The 21273-nt window shown below is 36.8% G+C and carries 17 protein-coding genes and 1 tRNA gene; 12 read left to right on the plus strand and 6 right to left on the minus strand.

What is annotated here, in order from left to right; all coding sequences use genetic code 11:
- From FZC40_RS10860 to FZC40_RS10880, 6 genes are all read left to right on the plus strand, one after another.
- Positions 1-305, plus strand: a 305-nt coding sequence (locus FZC40_RS10860; RefSeq protein WP_475638845.1) for a pterin-binding domain-containing protein, incomplete at its 5' end; no start/stop codon positions are given.
- A 65-nt stretch (positions 306-370) separates the two neighbouring features.
- A complete protein-coding gene (locus FZC40_RS10865; protein WP_148604237.1) occupies positions 371-997 on the plus strand; it encodes a corrinoid protein in 627 nt (208 codons plus the stop codon).
- Positions 998-1053: 56 nt separating this feature from the next.
- Positions 1054-2037, plus strand: coding sequence for a uroporphyrinogen decarboxylase family protein (locus FZC40_RS10870; RefSeq protein ID WP_148567038.1), 984 nt, complete (start codon positions 1054-1056; stop codon positions 2035-2037).
- Between the two features lie 145 nt (positions 2038-2182).
- Positions 2183-3349, plus strand: a complete 1167-nt coding sequence (locus FZC40_RS10875) for a uroporphyrinogen decarboxylase family protein (RefSeq protein WP_148604239.1) — start codon at positions 2183-2185, stop codon at positions 3347-3349.
- Between the two features lie 9 nt (positions 3350-3358).
- Positions 3359-3481 (plus strand): hypothetical protein, encoded by a 123-nt coding sequence (locus FZC40_RS17580; protein WP_279233332.1) that lies wholly within the window; start codon positions 3359-3361, stop codon positions 3479-3481.
- Positions 3482-3792: 311 nt separating this feature from the next.
- Complete coding sequence (locus FZC40_RS10880; protein WP_243135797.1) at positions 3793-5181, plus strand: uroporphyrinogen decarboxylase/cobalamine-independent methonine synthase family protein; 1389 nt, start codon at positions 3793-3795, stop codon at positions 5179-5181.
- A gap of 79 nt (positions 5182-5260) precedes the next feature.
- On the opposite strand, the gene FZC40_RS10885 is transcribed toward FZC40_RS10880, so the two are convergent.
- Positions 5261-6562: an EAL domain-containing protein gene (locus FZC40_RS10885; RefSeq protein WP_186843813.1), complete on the minus strand. Its 1302-nt coding sequence runs from the start codon at positions 6560-6562 to the stop codon at positions 5261-5263.
- A gap of 882 nt (positions 6563-7444) precedes the next feature.
- Here FZC40_RS10885 and cooS point away from each other — a divergent pair.
- The 3 genes from cooS to FZC40_RS10900 are packed head-to-tail and all read left to right on the plus strand — an operon-like array spanning position 7445 to position 11019.
- Complete coding sequence (gene cooS / locus FZC40_RS10890) at positions 7445-9328, plus strand: anaerobic carbon-monoxide dehydrogenase catalytic subunit (protein ID WP_148604243.1); 1884 nt, start codon at positions 7445-7447, stop codon at positions 9326-9328.
- Between the two features lie 12 nt (positions 9329-9340).
- Positions 9341-9790: a 4Fe-4S dicluster domain-containing protein gene (locus FZC40_RS10895; RefSeq protein ID WP_148567042.1), complete on the plus strand. Its 450-nt coding sequence runs from the start codon at positions 9341-9343 to the stop codon at positions 9788-9790.
- A complete protein-coding gene (locus FZC40_RS10900; protein ID WP_148604244.1) occupies positions 9787-11019 on the plus strand; it encodes an NAD(P)/FAD-dependent oxidoreductase in 1233 nt (410 codons plus the stop codon). The genes FZC40_RS10895 and FZC40_RS10900 overlap by 4 nt, the downstream gene beginning before the upstream one ends.
- A 470-nt stretch (positions 11020-11489) precedes the next feature.
- Here FZC40_RS10900 and FZC40_RS10905 read toward each other — a convergent pair whose 3' ends face one another.
- The 5 genes from FZC40_RS10905 to FZC40_RS10925 form a co-directional block, all read right to left on the minus strand.
- Positions 11490-12332, minus strand: a complete 843-nt coding sequence (locus FZC40_RS10905) for a pentapeptide repeat-containing protein (protein ID WP_148604247.1) — start codon at positions 12330-12332, stop codon at positions 11490-11492.
- A 130-nt stretch (positions 12333-12462) separates the two neighbouring features.
- A complete protein-coding gene (locus FZC40_RS10910) occupies positions 12463-13083 on the minus strand; it encodes a pepsin/retropepsin-like aspartic protease family protein (RefSeq protein ID WP_148604249.1) in 621 nt (206 codons plus the stop codon).
- Between the two features lie 259 nt (positions 13084-13342).
- Positions 13343-13798 carry a ferritin-like domain-containing protein gene (locus FZC40_RS10915; protein ID WP_148604251.1) on the minus strand — a complete coding sequence of 152 codons (456 nt, stop codon included), beginning with the start codon at positions 13796-13798 and terminating at the stop codon, positions 13343-13345.
- Positions 13799-13956: 158 nt separating this feature from the next.
- Positions 13957-14862 carry a DMT family transporter gene (locus FZC40_RS10920; RefSeq protein ID WP_148604253.1) on the minus strand — a complete coding sequence of 302 codons (906 nt, stop codon included), beginning with the start codon at positions 14860-14862 and terminating at the stop codon, positions 13957-13959.
- A 168-nt stretch (positions 14863-15030) separates the two neighbouring features.
- Positions 15031-15119: transfer RNA gene (locus tag FZC40_RS10925), tRNA-Ser, on the minus strand.
- Between the two features lie 343 nt (positions 15120-15462).
- Between FZC40_RS10925 and FZC40_RS10930 the strand changes: the two genes are divergently transcribed.
- The 3 genes from FZC40_RS10930 (at position 15463) to FZC40_RS10940 (ending at position 21232) form a co-directional block, all read left to right on the plus strand.
- Complete coding sequence (locus tag FZC40_RS10930) at positions 15463-17358, plus strand: APC family permease (protein WP_148604255.1); 1896 nt, start codon at positions 15463-15465, stop codon at positions 17356-17358.
- Positions 17359-17820: 462 nt separating this feature from the next.
- Positions 17821-20532, plus strand: coding sequence for a sensor histidine kinase (locus tag FZC40_RS10935; protein ID WP_148604258.1), 2712 nt, complete (start codon positions 17821-17823; stop codon positions 20530-20532).
- Entirely contained in the window at positions 20525-21232 is a 708-nt protein-coding gene (locus FZC40_RS10940) for a response regulator (RefSeq protein WP_148604261.1), read from the plus strand. Before FZC40_RS10935 ends, FZC40_RS10940 begins: the two co-directional genes overlap by 8 nt.
- The last annotated feature ends 41 nt before the right edge of the window (positions 21233-21273 follow it).

A 21273-nucleotide genomic window follows, 5' to 3' on the forward strand; every position in this document is an offset into this window, starting at 1 on the left:
GCACCTCAGAAGAAGGCATCAGCATGGTAACCGAAGTCATCAGGGGCATTAAAGAACAGTATCCCACCATTCATGTCACCGGTGCCGTCAGCAATATTTCCTTCAACCTGCCCGCCCGAAAAATCGTCAACCAGGCCTTTGCCGTACTGGCGATGAACGCCGGAATGGACAGTTTTATCCTGGATCCGCTGAATCAGGATCTGATGGGGATGCTGTTTGCCACCGAAGCGCTGCTGGGTGAAGATGATTACTGCATGGAATATATCGGCGCCTATCGTGAAGGTATTTTTGGTCAGAAAAAATAATTTTAATAATTAACGACACACATCGTTAAGAAATAATCATTTAAAGAAAAAAAGGAGAAAACAAAATGTCGAAAATTGAAGAAGTAAAAGCCCTGGTAGAAGCCGGGAAATCAAAGAAGATTGCTGCAGCCGTACAGGAAGCCCTGGATGCCGGAGATAAAGCGCAGGATATCCTGGACGCCATGGTTGCATCCATGAGTGTCGTCGGAGATAAGTTCTCAGCCGGAGAAATCTTCGTACCGGAAATGCTGATTGCTGCCAAATCAATGTCTAAGGGGGTGGAAGTACTGAAACCAGTAATGGCCGGCGACACCTCAAACTCATTGGGAACCTGCATCATGGGCACCGTTGCTGGAGATCTGCACGATATCGGTAAAAACCTGGTTGTGATGATGCTGGAAAGCGCTGGTTTTGACATGATCGATTTGGGCGTCGACGTACCGGCCGAGAAATTTGTGGAAGCCATTAAAGAGAATAAAAATGTCGTATTGGTAGCCTGTTCAGGTCTGTTGACCACGACCATGCCGGCATTAAAAGAAGCGGTACAAACCGTTAAAGCCGCCTTCCCGGATATGAAAGTTATTGTTGGCGGCGCACCGGTTACGCCAGAATACGCAGCTGAAATTGGAGCTGATGGCTATGCGCCTGATGCCGGCAGTGCTGCTGTGAAAGCAAAAGAATTAGTCGCTTAATATAACCATTATGATTATTCAAAAATTAACAACTACAATTCCAAGGAGGAAATAATATGTTATCGATAAAACAAAATTTATTAGAAACAATACAAGGCGGAAATCCGGATCGATTTGTAAAGCAATATGAATTTCTTGATATTATCATGGAAACACCAATGGAACTGGCTCTATGTCCTGGACCAGGTACAGAAATAGTGAATTCTTGGGGAGTTACTGTTAGATGGCCTAAAGGTCAAATCGGTTCTTTTCCAGTACATGATGCTGAACACATCGTTCTGAAAGATATCACTGAATGGCGAAAATATGTTAAAGCCCCTTCAGTTGACTATCCTGAAGAAAGATGGACGGCAGCGATAGAACATGTCAATTCAGTTGATCGCAACGAAAAATATGTAACAACTTTAGTGGCACCCGGTGTTTTTGAACTGACACATTACCTGATGAGTATGGAAGAGGGATTAATGGCTTTTTATGAAGAACCAGAAGCGATGCATGAACTGATTGACTACATCACCGACTGGGAAATAAGATATGCAAAACAAGTCATTGATCACCTTCATCCAGATGCACTTTTCCATCATGATGATTGGGGTAGCCAGATTTCCTCATTTATTTCACCTGCAACTTTTGAGGAGTTTTTATTACCTGCCTATAAAAAAATCTACGGATTCTACAAAGCGAATGGAGTAGAGTTGATTATTCATCACAGCGACAGCTACGCAGCAAATCTTGTTCCTTTTATGATTGAAATGGGAATCGATATATGGCAGGGTGTAATGTCAACCAATAACGTTCCTGAATTAATTAAAAAATACGGCAAACAAATTACTTTCTGGGGTGATATTGATAGTGGGAAAATTGATACCCCGGACTGGTCACAGGAAGTCATTGCCCAAAATGTAGAACATGCCTGCAGAGAATGTGGAAAATTGTATTTTATTCCTGGCGCAAGCCAAGGCTTAAACATCAGTTCATTCCCAGGTGTTTATGAAGCAATTGACGTAGAAATTGATAATATGACAAAAAAAATGTTCTAAAATCAAATCAATTTAATAATTATAGTATAATTATCGTTCTGTTCTTTTTAATTCTATCTGATTTAAATGGAATAGAGCGATTTTTATACCTTTTTTTATCCAATATGTTATAATTGACCTGTTAAATAACTTTAAGGGGTTCAATATGGATTCATCAATACAAACAACTTATACAGAAAAAATTGATCGTTTCAATCTTGCCTTTAAAAGAGATACACCTGATCGAGTTCCCATTTTGTTTATGTCCGAAATGTGGCCTGTTCATCATTGTGGTTTATCAGCGGAAAAAGTTTTAAAAAATCCGCTTCTGTTTTACAAGGCATTTGAAAAAACGTTTTCTGAAATTTACATCGATGGGTTATACGGACTGGGAAATTTATGGATTAAACCCATCTTTGACGCCCTCAATAACTCAGGAAGTTACAAATTGACGGATGGTATCGTCAACTATGAAGATAAAATTAGTTGTTATATGGATGTTGATGATTATAATTCCTTGATAAAAAATCCTGGCCACTATATTCTAAATGAGTTTTTCCCAAAAAAATTTAAAGTGCTTGAATCTGGTGACACAATATCTGCTCAGGCACTTGAACATGCGTATAATGCTTTTGTTAATTATCGACAAGCCAATTTAAAACTTATCGATAAAACTGAAAACGTTTTAGGCATCCCGATTTTTGCAAGAACCTTAGCTTTTTCCGGACCCGATATGTTGCTGGATTATTTCAGGGGATTTGAAGGAATTATCACTGATATTAACCGGATTCCCCAACTTTTTTTAAAAGCTTCATCGGCGCTCAATTTGTTTATTACCAATATTAAAATGCGTATTTACAATACCCCTGAAGACGGGCATTTCATTTTACTACCGCTTCATCTTGGAAGCTATTTAAAGCCAAAAGATTTTGAAAAATACTATCTGCCATTTCTTAATCAGTTATTGGAGATGTATACTAAAAACAATTACACGGTATGTTTGTTTTTTGAAAATGACTGGACACCTTACTTGGAATATTTTGATTCGTTTCCTGACGGAAAAATCCTTGGAATTTTTGAATATGGAGATCTTTCAAAAATCAAAAAAAAAGTTGGCAATAAAATCTGCATCATTGGGGGAATGCCCATTAGTCAGTTATCATACGGCACTAAAAAAGAATGCATTGATACGGCAAAAAGAATCATCGATGAATGTGCTCCTGGTGGAGGATACATTTTCTCCACAGATAAGATACTCCTGTCTTTGGATGATGGTTGTTTTGAAAATATCAGAGCTGTTCATGAATTCGTTTATGATTACGCAAAATATTAGGAGTGTATTATGGAAGAAATAAAGAGTGTTGAAATATTATTTGAAGACTTAAAAAACAAACATAAAAATGAAATGGATGAGGACTCACTGGAAATCATTATTGATGAAATGATTTTTTCATTGCTTTTTTAATGATACGCTTCTATCGTCGGTTGTTTAGGAGATTAAATGGACTTACAATATCATTTTTCAAATGATTTTTCAGCTTTACTTCTGAATGTATTTTAAGATACAGAAAAGTGCTTTCCTTTGTGTTAGGATAGTCTCATTAATGCAAACGTTATATTTCCAACTGCAATTTCAATCTAAACAGGTTTATTGATCATGCCAAATCGACATAGTATAATAATATTTACGACAAAGGCAATGGCTTTTTTAGCATTCGGCAAAACGATTGAGAAAAAAGAAAATTGTCAATTCAATTTCAAATTTTGGAGGTAATAATGATGAAAGATACCGCAGCATTACAGCAGGAACGTGGAAAAATATATTCTGATTTCTATTCAAACAAAATACCGGAAAGAATGCCAGCCAGTATAACTTTGCCACAGCATCTGATTGCTGAATACGGCGGACAGAATCTATTCGATTTTCAATTTGACTATTCAAGACTTGCTGAACCGGCAAAAGAATTATGTAAAAAAATTTACTCTGACAGTTGTCCAGTACTTCCAGCTGATTTTCTTTTGTCGAGAACGCCTTCAATGTATCAGATGTATGGTTCTCAGTCTTTTGTCATGGGAAAGGGTGGTTTTGTTCAGCATCCTGAAGTTATTGGCATGATTGATAATGAATATCCCCAATTGATTGAAAAAACTTTCGACTTTCTTGTGGAAACAGTCATCCCAAGACAGCATAAAAATCTTGATCCAGCCAATCCCATCAAAATGGCAGTTGCGATTCAAATGGGAAAATCTGCTCTGAATGATGATATGATGTCTCTTCTTCCAACCTTTCTGGAATTAATTCAAACTCACGGTTACTATACCGGAAGCCCCATGGGTTCCTTCACTTTTACAGAAGCTCCTTTCGATTTTATTGCGGATCAGCTCCGAAGCTTCTCCGGTATGAGTATGGATATCAGAAGACATCGATCAGAAATAAAGGAAGCTGCTGATGCCGTCATGCCGCTAACCTTCCAATGGGGGCTGCCAGCAAATCCGCAACCGGAAGGTGGGGTATTCATCCCGCTTCATATGCCAACTTTCATGCGGGAGAAAGACTTTCTTGAATTGTATATACCATCCTACAAAGCGATGCTCGAACAATACGCCGCTATTGGCGTAAGACCTCAAATGTTCTGCGAAGACAACTGGATGCGGTTCCTCGATGTTTTGTTGTCTGAAATACCTGCCGGTTCCCAGTTGATGTTCGAATACGGGGATCCACAAACCATCAAAGACAAACTCGGTAAGAAATTCTTGATCAGTGGTTTATTCCCAAGCAGTGCGCTTAAGACGGATACGCCGGAGCAGATTGTCGACCGGGCGAAGAAATTCCTGGACATCATGCTTCCCGGCGGCGGTTATATCTTCGGCTTGGACAAGGGACCACTGACACTTAATGAGGTAAGAATGGATACATTGGCGGCATTGATGAAATTCGTACGTGATTATTCAAAATACGACAATGCCGGAGAATCTTTCGGTACGCCGCTAAATAGCGAAGGATTTAAATTCGATGCAAACCGAGTTGCCCTGCCGCAATCACAATACTTGTTCAACTGGGATGAATTCAAAACAAATTATCCTTTGACACCAGATTTTGCCAAAGCAAATTTCGAACGATATAGCTTGGAAGTCTTTCGTTTCTATATGAATCTGCTGATTTAAGTTTATATGTTTTAAAAATCACTGATTCCATTTGGATATAATTTGAAGGCTGTCAATGAAAATTGGCAGTCTTTTATATTTACATGTTATTTGTTATTTTAAAGTCGGATTCTTCATTACTAACAGATATTGGCTTCTCTTTTTCCAGAAAATCCACACATAATATATATTTTTTATTTGTATGCTTAAAAATTTTTGAATAGGTGATGCATAGACTGCCAGTTGCCATTGATAAATAAGGTTCAGTCACGTAAGTATTTTGTTTTCTTCTAATTAAATTGTAATAATATTTTTTAATTGAATGATCCACACCGATCTTTGCAGAATGAAAAACAAGTTTATCACAAATACTGGAGTATTTTGCTCCGACTGTTTCACTGCATTGAATTCCAGATTCATCCAGAACATAGGCGCAGTCTATCAATACGGAATCTTGGATGCATTTTAATAATTGAAAATTAAATTTAGACACATCATAAGTTGTGATGGATTTTATCATTCGATTCACTGTTTGAGAATACTTGAGACATTTCCGATTATAATCCTCTAGCTCCCTGAGCAAAAATGCTTTGTACTCCTCAACTATATCAATATTTTTTTCTAAAAGCGCTTCGCTGAAAACAAACTCTTCGACTGGCTTTGAAAAGTAAAAGCCCTGTATAAGCTGTCCGCCAAGGTTTAACACCTGTATGGCCTCTTGTTTTGTTTCAACGCCTTCTGCAATGACTAAGGCACCAATTTTATTTGACAAATTGACAAGCGATTTAAAAACCTCCTGTTTATGATAAATATAATCCATCTTATGAACAATAGCACGATCAATTTTAATGATATCTGGCTTTAGATCTGCAATTCGATCCATATTTGAAAAGCCGGCTCCAACGTCATCCAGAGCAATTAGAAAACCATAATTTTTATAAGTATCTACGAATTGCATAAGTGCCAACGTATTTTTTGCTTTGGATTCATTAATTTCAATGACAATGTTCTTGACATTAATCCCATTCTGATTAACCTGATCATTCAGATAGTTGGAACATCCAACTTCATCGATAATCGAAGTATCCAAATTTAAAAATAATAAAAGATCCTGGTCTGATTGATAGAAAGGTTTAAAGGCTGCTAAAACCTTATCTCTGCAGGCTCGATCAAGATCTTTTGCCAATCCTTCTTTATTGCCGGCTTCAAACAAAAGTAGTGGTGATATGATTTGCGTTGTTCCGGGTATAATCCCGCGGATTAAGCCTTCAAGGCCAATTATTTTATTTCCAGTTACAGACATGATGGGTTGAAAGTAAGCCAACAGGCTTTTTTGCTGAATGATTTGACTAATATTAAGTTCTTTCTCTATTGTTAAATTTTCTCTTTCTGTTATTCTCAATTCTTCTCTCCAAATTCCCAACATTTTTATATTTAAAATTCAACTAAAACATCTATATGCGTAGTTGCAACGATTTAAAAAATTATCATTTAAATAAAAATTCACTTAACTAGTCTTAAAACCAATTTTCATTAAATGTCATTTACAATTGTGTATTCTTAAAAAAATAGTTAATCTTTTACGTCAATGCTTTATATTGAATATACTAATTTAGTTTTCCAGAACAATTATATCGTTATTTTACTGTTTAATGAGTATTTATTCAATCATTTTCGTCATTCAAACAGAAAAACGATTCTATAAGCATGTTCAAATCTATCACAAGTTTTACTAATTGAACTTACCTTCAACAGTTATTAATAATTCCGAAAAACACGCTTCAAAAAATCTCGTATAGTTATCATTAAAATATATGTTCATGTTTTTCATAATGATAGCTTTCAATTTATATTAAAATTCTAAATACTTTTTAGGATAGTAAATTCCTTCAATCTATAATAAATTGAAGGATACAAATAAATCCTTTATTAAATTCAAAGAATAAGGCTAAATTTTATCAGGAATCATTCTTGACAGATACTTATCAGTAAATTATAATGATTATAATATATTTTTAATGAATGTGATTCTTTCAACCAAGTTATACTATTTTAAATTAAGTTATAAAATAACCAACATTCTAATTTCATAAATTGATTATTTTATGTCCCAGGTTAGATATACCAAATTTATCTGATCAACTCATGTAATACAAACAATTCTCATTACTGAATTGACAATGCCAAATTTGTATTCTGAAAATTACAATTGCCTTGAGTTATTTCTTATGAAAAAAATCACAATTATTAGGAATTAAAATTTTAAATCTATGGAGGGTATCAAATGAATTCAAATTTTAACTGTAAAACCTGTGCAAGTGCGGATCAAAAGCTGGAAACCTTTATCTCTAATTTAAGTCAGGAAACGTCCCATCACCGAATGGAGGGACAAAGTGTAAAATGCGGTTTCGGATTGCAAGGGATTTGCTGTCGTCTCTGTTCAAACGGTCCCTGTCGAATCACGCCTAATGCTCAAAAGGGTGTTTGCGGTGCCACAGCAGATACAATTGTTGCGCGAAATTTTTTAAGAGCAGTTTCTGCTGGTTCTGGTTGTTATATCCACATCGTCGAAAACACTGCTCGATTATTAAAAAAGACGGCCGAAAGCAATGGTGTCCTTAAAGGAAAACAGGCACTAGCCAAACTTGCCTCATTATTTGAAATCGATGAAAGCGATGAGCACATCTGCGCCGGTAAAATTGCGGATATGGTTTTAGCCGATCTATATAAACCAGATTATGTAAAAATGGAACTTGTTGAAAAAATGGCTTACAAACCAAGATTTGATCGTTGGAAAGAATTAGGAATATTACCCGGTGGGGCAAAATCAGAAGTATTTACCGGAGTTGTCAAAACATCAACAAATCTAAACTCAGATCCAGTTGATATGTACCTAAATTGCCTGAAACTGGGTATTTCAACCGGGCTTTATGGCTTAACTTTGACCAATCTTTTAAATGACATAATGCTGGGAGAACCTTCCATTCGTTTGGCATCAGTCGGTTTGCGGGTAATTGATACTGATTATATCAATATTATGATCACCGGCCATCAGCATGCCATGTTTGCATATTTACAGGATCGCCTGATTGAAGATGATGTCATTGCCAAAGCAAAGGCAGTTGGAGCAAAGGGTTTCAAATTAGTGGGTTGCACCTGTGTGGGTCAGGATCTTCAATTACGTGGTGAACATTATCAGAAAATTTTCAACGGACATGCGGGCAACAACTTCACTAGTGAAGCCATCCTTGCCACTGGTGCCATTGATGCTGTTTTATCTGAATTCAACTGTACTTTGCCAGGGATTGAGCCTATTTGTGATGAGTTGAAAATCAAGCAAATCTGTTTGGATGATGTCTCCAAAAAAGCCAATGCGGAAATGAAACCTTTTGTATTCGAAGAAAAAGAAAATCAAAGTAATGAAATTATTAATTCAATTATTGAATCATACCAAACTCGTCGGGGTAAAATTACATTAAATATGCTGCCAGATCATGGCAATGACGATACTTTAACCGGTGTCAGCGAAGGTTCTTTAAAGTCTTTTCTAGGGGGAACATGGAAGCCGCTCATTGATTTAATTGTCAGTGGTGAAATCAAAGGAATCGCAGGGATTGTAGGATGCTCAAGTCTAACTGCTGGGGGACATGATGTTCTCACTGTTGGTCTGGTTAAGGAACTAATTGCTAAAGATATTCTTGTATTGTCAGCAGGCTGTTCATCAGGCGGATTGGAAAACGTTGGTTTGATGTCACCTTCAGCTGCTTCGCTTGCCGGTCCAAAACTTCGGGCTGTTTGTGAAAGTCTTGGTATTCCACCGGTTCTCAATTTTGGTCCTTGTTTAGCTATTGGTCGTTTAGAATTAGTTGCAACTGAATTAGCAGAAGCAATTGGCATTGATTTACCGCAATTGCCTCTTGTTTTATCAGCTCCACAATGGTTGGAAGAACAGGCCTTAGCCGATGGAGCTTTTGGTTTAGCCCTTGGGTTACCACTCCACTTAGGATTACCGCCTTTTGTTACAGGAAGTCCTGTAGCAGTGCAGGTATTCACTCAGGATATGTTAAATCTTACCGGAGGACAATTGATCATTGATGACAATGCTCAATCTGCAGCAAATACCCTCAATGGAATCATCGAACAGAAAAGAAAAGAATTAAACATCTAAGGAGGTGTAATCATGAAACGAATCATCATTGATCGTGAAAAATGCGATGGTTGTTTAAACTGTAATGTCGCTTGTATTAGTGCCCATGAAGAAGGCAGTAATTTTTACACCGTTAATCTTGGGAGTGTGGATTCTGAAACCCGTAACTTTATAAAATTTGATGCAAAAACCGGTTACACACCTATCTTCTGCCGCCATTGTGACGAACCGGAATGTGTTTTGTCTTGCATGAGTGGTGCTATGGAAAAAGATCCGGTAACCGGGCATGTAAAGTATGACGAAAGTAAATGCGCTGCCTGCTACATGTGTGTCATGAACTGTCCTTTTGGGGTTTTAAAGCCGGATAATAAGACCCGTACCAAAGTTATAAAATGTGACTTCTGTGAAGAAAAACAAGATGGGCCAAGTTGTGTTAAAGCATGTCCAAAGCAAGCCATTGAAGTGAAGGAGGTAAGTAGATGAAAATTGTGATTATTGGAGCCAGCGCTGCCGGAATAAGTGCCGCTAAAACAATAAAGGTTGCAGAACCTGATACTCAAATAGTTGTCATTTCAAAAGAAGACAGTATCCATTCCCGTTGTATGCTCCATAAATATTTGGGGCATGAACGGGATGCCAAGGGAATTAACTTTGTACATGAGAATTTCTTTGCGGAAAACAATATCACTTGGCTGAAAAATACCACAGTTGTTGATTTGGATACCGATAAAAAGTTTGTAAGAACGAATGACAACCAAGCGATATATTTTGATAAACTGCTTATTGCCACCGGAGCTTCTTATTTTATTCCGCCGATTCCAGGATTGAGAGAGGCCAAAAACGTCTATGGTTTCAGAGATTTAAAAGATGCTCAACTGCTTGATTCGGAATGCAAAACTGCAAAAAACGCTGTGGTTATCGGTGCCGGACTGGTTGGAATGGATGCTGCCGTAGCCCTATTGGAGCGCGGTTTAAAAGTGACTGTTATTGAAATGATGAACGGCATTATGGGTTTACAGCTTGATGAAAAATCAGCCGAAGCTTACCAACAGCTTTTTGAAGAACATGGGGCTGAATTCCTGTTGTCGGATAAGGTCACGTCTGTTAATATTGATGAAGCAGGGAAGGGCAGGACGATTCATCTTGCCAGCGGAAAATCAGTTTGTGCGGACGTTATTGTTATTGCCGCTGGGGTTCGTCCTTCATTTGATTTTGTAGAAAAATCAGATATTGCGACTAAAAATGCGATTCTGGTCGGTGATGATTTACAGACAAATATAAAAGGCATTTATGCCGCCGGCGATGTAATAGGAATTTCTGGAATTTGGCCAAATGCCATGAAGCAGGGGAAAATTGCAGCAATCAATATGCTTGGAGAAAAACTCCGATACGAAGATCGATATGCTCTTAAAAACACAACTAATTTTTATGGACTCACCACACTTTCATTGGGCAATATTAATCCAAAACCTAAAGAAAGCTTCGATGTTTTAATAAGAGAAGATCGAAACAATTATCAAAAGGTTGTCATGAAAAACGGTATAATTCTCGGTGTCATAATTCAGGGAAATATAAACAGTACGGGATTCTGGCAATATCTTATTAAAAACAAAATCGATGTTTCTGGCATTGACAAAGACGTTTTTGATTTAAGTTATGCTGACTTTTATAAAGTAGATTCTATAAGCGGAGAATACCTTTACGCCATATAATTTTCTACTGAGAGACAATTATATATCATTGTAGACATCATTTTTTTGACCGACGTTTCTTGTTTGGCTTAATGTCTATAATTGATACATAATTGTTTTTTTTTGCAATAAGTCCTAATGCTAACGATATTTGTTTTTATTTTCTTTAACAGGGTATTTTTATCTGTAAGAAGGTACTTCCACTCGAAACGCTGAAATTATATGAAAAACAGTAATATGTCAAACTATTTCAGAAAGGAGTGTATTGAAGATAAAAAAAAGTCTTTTGCAAACACCGTAAAAACATACTTGGTTATAACTGCGCAATGAAAATCTTGTTATCGATGAAACATTTCCACAGGATAAAATCGAGGATATTTCAAATCTAATACAAGATCTCGAGAAAACATGTTTGAAACTGAAATCTATAATAACCGATTGATATATGGCATGGCTTAATCAATAATAAACAGTATTTTATCAGGTGCAGGTCACTTCCGCCAATGATCCGGAGTTCGAAGCATCTTGGGCAACTTTGTATTGGAATCACCCTTTGCTGAGTTGATCTGTCCCTGAGTAAGAAAGAGACTGTTTTTTAGATTGGCTCCACTAATATCAGCATCCCGTAAATCGGCACCAATAAGATTGGCGCCATTCAAATCTTGATCTTTAAGATTTGCTGCAATGAGGCAGGCTCCTTTGAGATCTGCACCTATCAGGTCGAAATCTTTAAGATTAACGCCAAAATAGTCACATTGATGGCTTTTGATATTTTTTGAATATTTGTGCTTTCCGATCCGAGCTTGTTTTCTTGCACGATCACTCGTATTCTGCAGGAATCTCTTCACCTCGTTTCGATGCTCATCCACATCCACTGTCAGTAGGGCATCAACTTCAAGAAGCGTTAAATTTTCTGTTTTCTCCAGCAATAGACCGATTTTTTCCTTGATAATGGGTTCATCCTGGAGAGCAAAGGATTCGGCAAGATACCACAGGATTTCATGAAGCTGCCGCATAGTCAGAAAGGATTTAAACATTTTTTTAGCAGATTTTGGCACCTGCCGCCAGTCAAGGCCATGGAAAGTATGCTGGGCGACCTTCTGCCCTGCACCTAGACAGTCGTAGGCAGTACAACCCTTTAGCTTCTTCTTAATGAGATCTTTATGTATTTTGCAGGTAAAGTCTTCTTTCAAGTTTATACAGGGAGTACCGGCGTCTTTATCGGTGGGGAAGCCTTCTGAAGCCGAAAAATACAGGGCTGCACAACAGAAGCCGAAACATTTTTCGCAGTCAGCCCTTAACTCTGTTTGACGCGGATCTACAAATTTAATCATTATAGTTATCACCTCATATTATAAATCAAATAAAATTATATCATCCATGCGTTAGGTTGAAAATATCTGATTTATGTTCGTTATTGTTTTACGTGTCTACCGGTTGGGGTTATTTTCAAACTCTACTTATTTATAATATCTTCATGATATTAATTACGGTAATATCTTCCAATTTAATTTTGAAGCTGATCATAATGTTATTTTCATCAAATACCAGATCTATTGCATGTTTGCCAATATCTTTTTTTAGTTGTTTTACATTGCCATTTAATGCGTTCTCTAAAACATTCTCACCTGAAAGGCGAAGAGTGCCACGTTTAGAGTAAGATAAAACCGCCTCATCCAGAACAAGTTGCGCATCTAAATATATTGGACTTTTATTGTTGAAACTTCCACGTAATTCACTTAACCATGGATGATAGTGCAGAGGGGATGTATCAACAGTAATATCAATTAGCATTTCGCCAGCAGCAATCGCCTTTGCCGTTTTTTTTATCAAGTCGGATTTTTCAGTTATTAACCTGGATTTAAGAGCATCCAATTCGTTGAAAATATTATCGGGTAGCTTAATCTGAGTCTTTCCTCCAAAGTTAATTTCTCCAAGAGACATTGTTTTAGAATGTTCTGAAAGTTCAGAATTAAAACATTGGTTATCCATTTTAAGTTTGCAAACAAGGTGGTCATATTGATCTAATTGTAAATTTTCAAGCACAAACTCTACATCATTATCAGTAAATCGATATTCTTGCATAAGTAAAACTCCTTCACTATAATTTTGTGATTTTTCGATGCTTTTATTTGGGTGTAATTAAGGAATTCATTCATCGTAACAATTTTACACTTATTAACGATTGATCAAATTTAGATTTGATAGTAATGGAAAGAATATTAAAAAAAGAAACTGAAGATTTCCCAGTAAAATATTGAGAAGCTTCGGTTTCCTTTTCGATAAAGAGAAATAAGGCATCGATTTATAACTTAAAAAAGCTATTAGTAAGGCACACTTATAATTATGCTTCTGCTAACAATTTCTTAAGAATAACCAGATGTCCTTCTTCTTCCTTAATTATGGTTGCAAGCATTTCTTTTGTTTTCTCTTTTGAATGTTTTAATAAAAACTGATAATACTCAATAGAATTTTTCTCTGTTACTATACCTTCTTCAATAGCATCCTTAATAGAGGTTATTTTTACTTGTTTTCTATTAAATGCAGCTGAATTCGCATAAGTTTTAAAATATGCGGTTACTTCTTCTTCAAAAAGATAATCAACATCTGGTTTTTCTTTTAAGTCATTATATAAGCTTCTGTAATAGGATGCATGTTTCATTTCGTCTTTTGCTAAATTTTCAAGTACTTCTTTTACATTTCCTTTTGTAGTAGCAGCCCATTTTTCATAAAATTTAATGCCTTCATCTTCTAAATTAATAGCCAGTTGCAACACTTCATAAATTGACGCATTTTCCATATTTATCCCTCCATTTGGTAATATGTTTTTCAAAAATAATATATCTTAATTGTAACCTATTTAGTAAATTATTTCAACCTTTTTGATAAGGATCTGTTTATTTCAATATGCCGAAAAAACTCATTTATCGCCAATTATCAATCGATGTCAATAAAGTTCTATTTTTTATTAACGATCCATATACCAATACTTACACTGACAAGAGCCAACAATATATGCAGGGTTAGAAACTGCTCTTCAAGAAAAATACCAGATAAAACAACGCCAAATACAGGGATCATAAAGGCATAAATGGCTATGATCCCGATAGGATTGTGCTTCAAGAGTACCGCCCAGATTGTAAAGGCTACTGCTGACAGAAATGCCAAATAAAGAAGCAATAAGATTCCCTGAATTGTTATCTGGGTTATTTCGCCTCCCATTGTCAAGCCGACGATGACAAGTACTACGCCGCCGATAATCAGCTGATAGGCGGTTAATATCATAGAATCACATTTTTTGGTAAAGATTCGAGTCAGCACTATACCCAATGCAGAGGCTATACAGGCTAAAAAAAGAAAACCATCACCTATCAAAGAAAAACTGCTGTCAATTTTTGGGCCACTGACCTGTATGATGAGTACTCCGATCATTCCCAGAACGCATCCAAGTACTTTTGCTTGTGTCATCTTTTCGTTTTTTAAGAGAATGTGAGCAAACAGAATGGCAAAGAATGTGGAAGATGCATTGATGATTGCGCCTTTAACACCAGATGTGTTGGCCAAACCAACATAGAAAAATATATACTGAAGGGTTGTTTGCACAAGTCCCAGTGTTATCATTCCCTTTAACTCGTTTTTCCTTGGTATGATCCATTTTTCGTAGAAAATACTGGTCATAATCAAGGTCAGGATTCCTGCTAGTGTAAAACGATATCCGGCAAACAGAACCTGGGCACCAGTGGTCTGTATGTTAAAAAGACTGTATCCTATTTTTACTCCGGGATAGGCACTTCCCCACAAGAGGCAGCAGAATGTTGCTAATGCAAACACAACGCCTTTATTTTGTAGTTTACTAGTCGTCATTTATCCTCCTTTGGCAGGAATACAATATATAATCTATGCGACCTGTTTAACAGATAGTTTATTCTGAAACGCGAAAGCATTATTTAATTATTTTATCCAACTATATAAAAACACTGCTACTAAAGCAGCAGTGTTTATCAAAATTCGAATTTGATGTATGATATTTTGTGGCGGAGAAGGTGGGATTCGAACCCACGTGCCTTTGCAGGCAACCGCATTTCGAGTGCGGCTCGTTATGACCACTTCGATACTTCTCCAAATAGTTTTAAATTTATAAATTGTTTATATAATTATACCCTTAATTTAATATCATTACAACTACAAAAACATTAGAACATTATATATTGCATTTTTCCCTTCTTTTTAGAATCGCATCACAATTCCTTTGCGATGTCATGAGATCATTAGGAACAGACATGGTCAAAATGACGATTGTACGAATACTATCTTAGTTGCTATCTTGCGTTCTTTATGAATTTAACACTAAATTTATGCGAAATCATATTTTCTTTATACAAACTTTATACCAATTGTGATATTTTATACAAGTTGTAAAAAAAAAATATTTTTACTATTTTATAAAGAAACAGGTGATTCATTTTGTTTAAAGTTAAAAAAGCACTGCTAGGAAAGTCATTACGTACAGATGAAATCAAACAAGAACGGCTGTCACAACTCTGGGGCTTGCCAATTCTGGCCAGCGATGCTGTTTCATCCGTCGCCTATGCCGTTGAAGAAATATTACTCGTTCTGGTTCCATTACTTGGTTTTGCCGCTTTTGGCTATGTTCCAGGGGTTGTTGCCGCCATCATTCTTTTACTGCTGATTCTGTGTTTTTCTTATTCGCAAATTATTTCCCATTACCCCAGTGGCGGTGGGGCCTATATTGTTTCAAAAGAAAATCTCGGGGAGATGCCGGCTTTGATTTCGGCCGCCGCCTTGATTGTGGACTATATTCTGACGGTTGCTGTCAGTATTTCAGCATCAACCATGGCGATTGTGGCAGCGGTACCAAGTCTTGCTCATCATGCTGTCCTCATTTCAGTTGCCTGTATTGTCCTGGTCACGATTGTCAATCTCAGAGGGATGCGGGAATCATCCAAAATCTTCGGTATTCCAACTTATGCTTTTATCTTTTCAATGGGCATTATGATTGCCATTGGTCTTTTCCGATTGTTTTCCGGAACGCTTGCACCGATCACCTACTCAGCCGACCAGTTGACCAGTGTTTTACCGACTGAAGCATTCCAGGGCCTTCTGGTTGTCGTCGTTTTACATGCATTTTCATCCGGGTGTTCGGCATTAACCGGTGTCGAGGCGGTCAGCAATGCGGTGCCATCTTTCCGAGATCCGTCACAGTATAATGCCCGCCATGTCCTGTATCTGCTGGCCGGTATTATCGTGTTGATCTTCGGCGGCACGACCGTTCTTGCCGTGAGCCTGCATGTTGTTCCACTATCCGGGACAACGGTAGTTGCCCAGATAGCCCAGACGATTTTCGGACGGAACTTTTTTTACTATATAATCCAAATAACGACATCATTAATCCTGATTCTGGCCGCCAATACTGCCTACAATGGCCTGCCGACTTTACTCTATCTATTGGCGCAAGACCGTTATGTACCAAAGCAATTTTCCCAGCGCGGGGCCAAACTGAGCTTTTCTAATGGGATTGTATTTATTATGGTCATCGCCATTTTCCTGGTTATTGTCTTTGGCAGCAATCCACACAACTTAATCCCGCTCTATTCTGTCGGTGTTTTTATTTCATTCACATTGTCGCAATACGGCATGTTTCGAAAATGGCTTCGGGAAAAAGATAAAGGGTGGAAATACAAATCCCTCATCAACATATTTGGAGCGATTGTAACAGGGATTGGATCGATTGTCATATTTTATTCGAAATTTCTCCAAGGTGCCTGGTTATTGGCCATTGCCATGCCGATTATTATCCTAGTCATGATTTATATCCGAAATCACTATGCCGAAGTCCAAAAGCAGGTGGAACTAAAAGAATTTGCTCCCTATTACCCGCGACCATCCGGTGGAAAGGGAACACCCTGTATTGTATTGCTTCAGTCCATCAATAAGGCAACTTTAAAAGCCCTCAACTATGCAAATACCATTTCTGACGACATTACGGTGCTCCATATCTGCCGCTATCCAGAGCATGCTATACAATTACGTGCGCAATGGGCAGAACTGCAGATCCCACTGAAACTCGAAATAATAGAAAATCCATACCGAGATACTTCCAATACTCTGAAATGTTATGTTTACAAAAGAGCAAAGAACCTTGGCCATGGTGAAAATCTGACGGTTATTATGATCAAATATATTGCCAACCATTGGTATGATGTCGTTTTGCACAATCAGACAACGGCCTTCCTGGAACAGAATCTTAGCCATTTCAAAAATGTAACGACTATTCTGATACCTTATCACTATTCACTTGATACAATTGTTGAAAAAAAGACAGATATTGATGAGGACTAAAAGGCTTGAATGTTCACTATTTAAATTACGAAAATAAATTTAACCCATGCAAAATAAATCTTACTTTGAGACATTTTGCATGGGTACATGATAAAAATAAAATCTTTATGATTGGGGGCTTATGGCCTCCTTTTTTATAATTTAACTGCTTGACATGTTCCTAATATATGTAGTTTAGTGTGATTAAAAGAGCAAGGATATTGAAGACTCTATAACCGTATTATCGTGTTTTGTTATAATAACGTGATCATGGATGTATCTTTCTGGCAATCACAAGAAATATTAATTAAAATCTATTTCCAAAAGAGGCAAATGGTAGTATTATGACTATAAGATTACAAGAGGGTACACAAAAATAAATTGCAGGGAATTTGGCTAACGTTTTTTGTGAATGTGATAAAAGTAATTTTGCATTTAACGAATTAATTTTATATAAATAAAGCGACTTAAGGTGGTGAGTAAATGGTTGATTTCAGTGATAGACGACCAAATCCTGATGATATTTTAGAAGATTTATCTTCGAATTTAGAAAATGAAAAAGGTCGTCTTGAAATTTTTTTTGGATATGCAGCAGGGGTGGGGAAAACCTACGCGATGCTTGATGATGCCCAGGAACAAATGAAGAGCGGCATCGATGTCCTGGTAGGTTATATAGAACAACATACTAGGCCAGAAACGATTCAACTAATGAATGGATTACCTATTCTGCAACCAAAGATTATAGAGTATCGAAATATTCAACTAAAAGAGTTTGATTTAGATGCGGCCCTTAAAAGAAAGCCAAAATTAATTCTGGTGGATGAGTTGGCTCATACAAATGCTCCCGGTGTGCGGAATAAAAAACGATATCAAGATATCGAAGAACTTCTCAATGCCGGAATTGATGTTTTTACAACCGTTAATGTCCAGCATCTTGAAAGTCTAAACGACATTGTAGAGAACATTACCCAAATTAATGTACAAGAGACTATACCGGATTATATTTTTAATAATGCCGATAAAATCAAGCTGATTGATATTGAACCAGAAGAACTATTGAATCGATTTGCGAGTGGAAAAGTTTATCGACAAGAACGTGCTGAAAAAGCACGCGAAAATTTTTTTACGAAAGAAAATCTTCGTCTTCTGCGTGAGATCGCTATGCGGAAAGTCGCAAACAGGATTAGTTATGCGAATCAGAATGAACCGCATTTGTCTCAAAAAATGGCAAATATCAAACTATTGGTTTGCATCAGCGCTTCTCCATCCTCAACCAAATGTATCCGTTGGACAGGAAGAACCGCCGAAGCTTTTCATGCTCCATGGACAGCTGTTTATGTTGATACCATGGAAAGTGATTATTTTACGGATCTGGAAAAGCAAAGTATCCGAGATAACTTAGCTTTAGCAGAGCGATTAGGGGCAGAAATTGTCACCCTTAATGGTTATGATATTGCTACTGTGATTGCTGAATATGCAAGACTTTCAGGAATTACAAACATTGTCATAGGAAAAAGCAGAAATAAAAAAACAATTGGCAATTTATTTAAATCGAGTCTTGAAGATCAGCTTATTGAAATGTTGGCAAGTATTGAAATTCATATTATCCCAGGCAACATGTCCAGACATAAGGCATCACAATACAAACGACGTAAAATACGAATTGGGAAAAATTTATATCTATCCTGGCAAGATGCATTTAAAACGGTGGGATTATTAATGATTGCAACCCTTTTTTCATGGGGGCTCAATACTCTAAATATTGGTAATCAAAATATTATTATGGTCTACATCTTATCAGTACAAGTCATTTCAAGAATAACCATGGGTTATGTTTACGGTATTGCTGCATCGGTATTAAGCGTTTTAACATTTAATTTCTTTTTTACAGTACCTTATTTTACATTTCATTCAATACAAAAAGGCTATCCCATTACCTTTTTTATTATGTTGCTTGTTGCTTTAATAACCAGCGCTCTAACGGTTCGCATTAAAACTCATATACGACTTGCCGTAGAAAAAGAACACCGTACCGAAATTCTTTATGAGATCAATAAAAAGTTGTTGGCATCAAACGATCTTGACGGAACAGTAATATTGGTTAATGAATATATGGTGAAAATTTTCGGACGATCATCAATTCTTTATACACAAGATCCGGAAAACAGTTTAACTGAAAAATTTTTGCAGTCACCGTCAGACCCAGATGCCTCATTTTTATTATCAAAAGACGAGCGTGCTGTGGCTCATTGGGTATTTATGAACAAAAAATGCGCAGGAGCCGGATCTGATACACTAATGGGTGCCGGAGCTTTTTATATGCCGATCGTTTCTTCAACCAAAGTATTGGGTGTCATCGGTTTGTCATGTGCAAATGGAAAGTTAAATCAAAATAACCGTTTGTTTTTGCGTGTGATTGCTTCACAAGTGGAGATTGCTTTAGAACGGCATGTGCTTTCAAATGAACAACGACGTATGACCATTGAATCTGAAAAAGAAAAAATGAGAAGTAATCTCCTTCGTGCTATATCTCATGATCTTCGGACGCCACTTACCGGTATATTGGGAGCAAGTTCTACCATCTTAGAAAATGGAATAAATTTAGATGATGGAACCAATAAAGCTTTGATTTTAAATATTAATGAAGAGTCACAGTGGCTCATACGGATGGTAGAAAATCTTTTATCTGTAACACGTATTAATGAAGGGCCTATGAATGTCACAAAAACACCAGAGGCCGCTGAAGAAATCCTAGCAGAAGCCAACAGTCATATTCATAAATGGTTTCCCAATCGAAAAATATCGGTAAAAGTCCCGGACGATCTTTTAATGGTACCCATGGAAGGAACCTTAATTGAACAAGTCATCATTAATCTTCTCGAAAATGCAATAAAGCATTCACCAGAGGATTCAATTATTAAAGTAGAAGTAAAAAGAGCAGGGAATAATGCAGTATTTGAAGTGAGTGACGATGGATCAGGTATAAGTGATGAAGAGTTCCCATATTTATTTGAGGAATGTATCCCTCAAAAAAAACGAAGCTCTGATTCGTCCCGAGGAATGGGAATAGGCTTATCTATTTGTAAATCCATCATCAAAGCGCATCATGGAAAAATGCAGGCAGAAAATAAAAAGGGCGGTGGCGCAGTGCTTCGATTTACACTGCCATTAGAAGAAAGTGAAGATAATGGATAATAAATCAGTAATATTAATAGTTGAAGATGAAGAAAGCATCGCAAATTTTATTTCAGCCATATTGAAAGCAAATGATTATAAAGTAATTAAGACAGATAAAGGAAAAGAAGCCATTTCTATGACAGCATCCTATTCTCCAGATTTAATTTTGCTTGATTTAGGTTTGCCGGATATGGATGGGGTGGACGTACTAAAAACGATTAGAGAATGGTCAACTATTCCGATTGTTGTCGTTTCTGCTCGGGGATATGAACGTGAAAAAGTAGAAGCACTTGACTTAGGCGCAGATGATTATATTACAAAACCATTTGGAACATCAGAGCTCCTGGCTAGGATAAGGACGGGAATTCGTCATAGTAAAAAGTATCCTAATGAAAATTCGGGAGATATCAGTAAAACTTCTGTTGGTGAGCTTGAAATTGATTATAATAAAAGACTGGTATCCATTTCCCAAAAAGCTATTCATCTTACCCCAATTGAATATAAAATCATCGTATTATTGTCCAAACATATTGGGAAAGTACTGACCCATGATTTTATTATTAAAGAAGTTTGGGGACCATATACAAATGAAATACAGACGCTACGTGTCAATATGGCAAACATTCGTAGAAAACTTGAAGAAAATCCAGCTGAACCCAAATATATCGTTACCCAGGTTGGTGTTGGTTATCGCATGGTTGAGGAATTGGAACAATAAAACTAAGATATAATAAAATAAATTCTAAAAAAGGGAGTTCA

This window comes from Acetobacterium tundrae (genome assembly GCF_008086615.1).
In the GTDB taxonomy this organism is placed as follows: Bacteria; Bacillota; Clostridia; order Eubacteriales; family Eubacteriaceae; genus Acetobacterium; species Acetobacterium tundrae.

Excerpts from the sequence above, each read along its gene's own strand:
- FZC40_RS10865 (WP_148604237.1), top strand. The coding sequence starts at position 371 with ATGTCGAAAATTGAAGAAGTAAAAGCCCTGGTAGAAGCCGGGAAATCA.
- FZC40_RS10870 (WP_148567038.1), top strand. The coding sequence starts at position 1,054 with ATGTTATCGATAAAACAAAATTTATTAGAAACAATACAAGGCGGAAAT.
- FZC40_RS10875 (WP_148604239.1), top strand. The coding sequence starts at position 2,183 with ATGGATTCATCAATACAAACAACTTATACAGAAAAAATTGATCGTTTC.
- FZC40_RS17580 (WP_279233332.1), top strand. The coding sequence starts at position 3,359 with ATGGAAGAAATAAAGAGTGTTGAAATATTATTTGAAGACTTAAAAAAC.
- FZC40_RS10880 (WP_243135797.1), top strand. The coding sequence starts at position 3,793 with ATGATGAAAGATACCGCAGCATTACAGCAGGAACGTGGAAAAATATAT.
- cooS (WP_148604243.1), top strand. The coding sequence starts at position 7,445 with ATGAATTCAAATTTTAACTGTAAAACCTGTGCAAGTGCGGATCAAAAG.
- FZC40_RS10895 (WP_148567042.1), top strand. The coding sequence starts at position 9,341 with ATGAAACGAATCATCATTGATCGTGAAAAATGCGATGGTTGTTTAAAC.
- FZC40_RS10900 (WP_148604244.1), top strand. The coding sequence starts at position 9,787 with ATGAAAATTGTGATTATTGGAGCCAGCGCTGCCGGAATAAGTGCCGCT.
- FZC40_RS10905 (WP_148604247.1), bottom strand. The coding sequence starts at position 12,332 with ATGATTAAATTTGTAGATCCGCGTCAAACAGAGTTAAGGGCTGACTGC.
- FZC40_RS10910 (WP_148604249.1), bottom strand. The coding sequence starts at position 13,083 with ATGCAAGAATATCGATTTACTGATAATGATGTAGAGTTTGTGCTTGAA.
- FZC40_RS10915 (WP_148604251.1), bottom strand. The coding sequence starts at position 13,798 with ATGGAAAATGCGTCAATTTATGAAGTGTTGCAACTGGCTATTAATTTA.
- FZC40_RS10920 (WP_148604253.1), bottom strand. The coding sequence starts at position 14,862 with ATGACGACTAGTAAACTACAAAATAAAGGCGTTGTGTTTGCATTAGCA.
- FZC40_RS10935 (WP_148604258.1), top strand. The coding sequence starts at position 17,821 with ATGGTTGATTTCAGTGATAGACGACCAAATCCTGATGATATTTTAGAA.
- FZC40_RS10940 (WP_148604261.1), top strand. The coding sequence starts at position 20,525 with ATGGATAATAAATCAGTAATATTAATAGTTGAAGATGAAGAAAGCATC.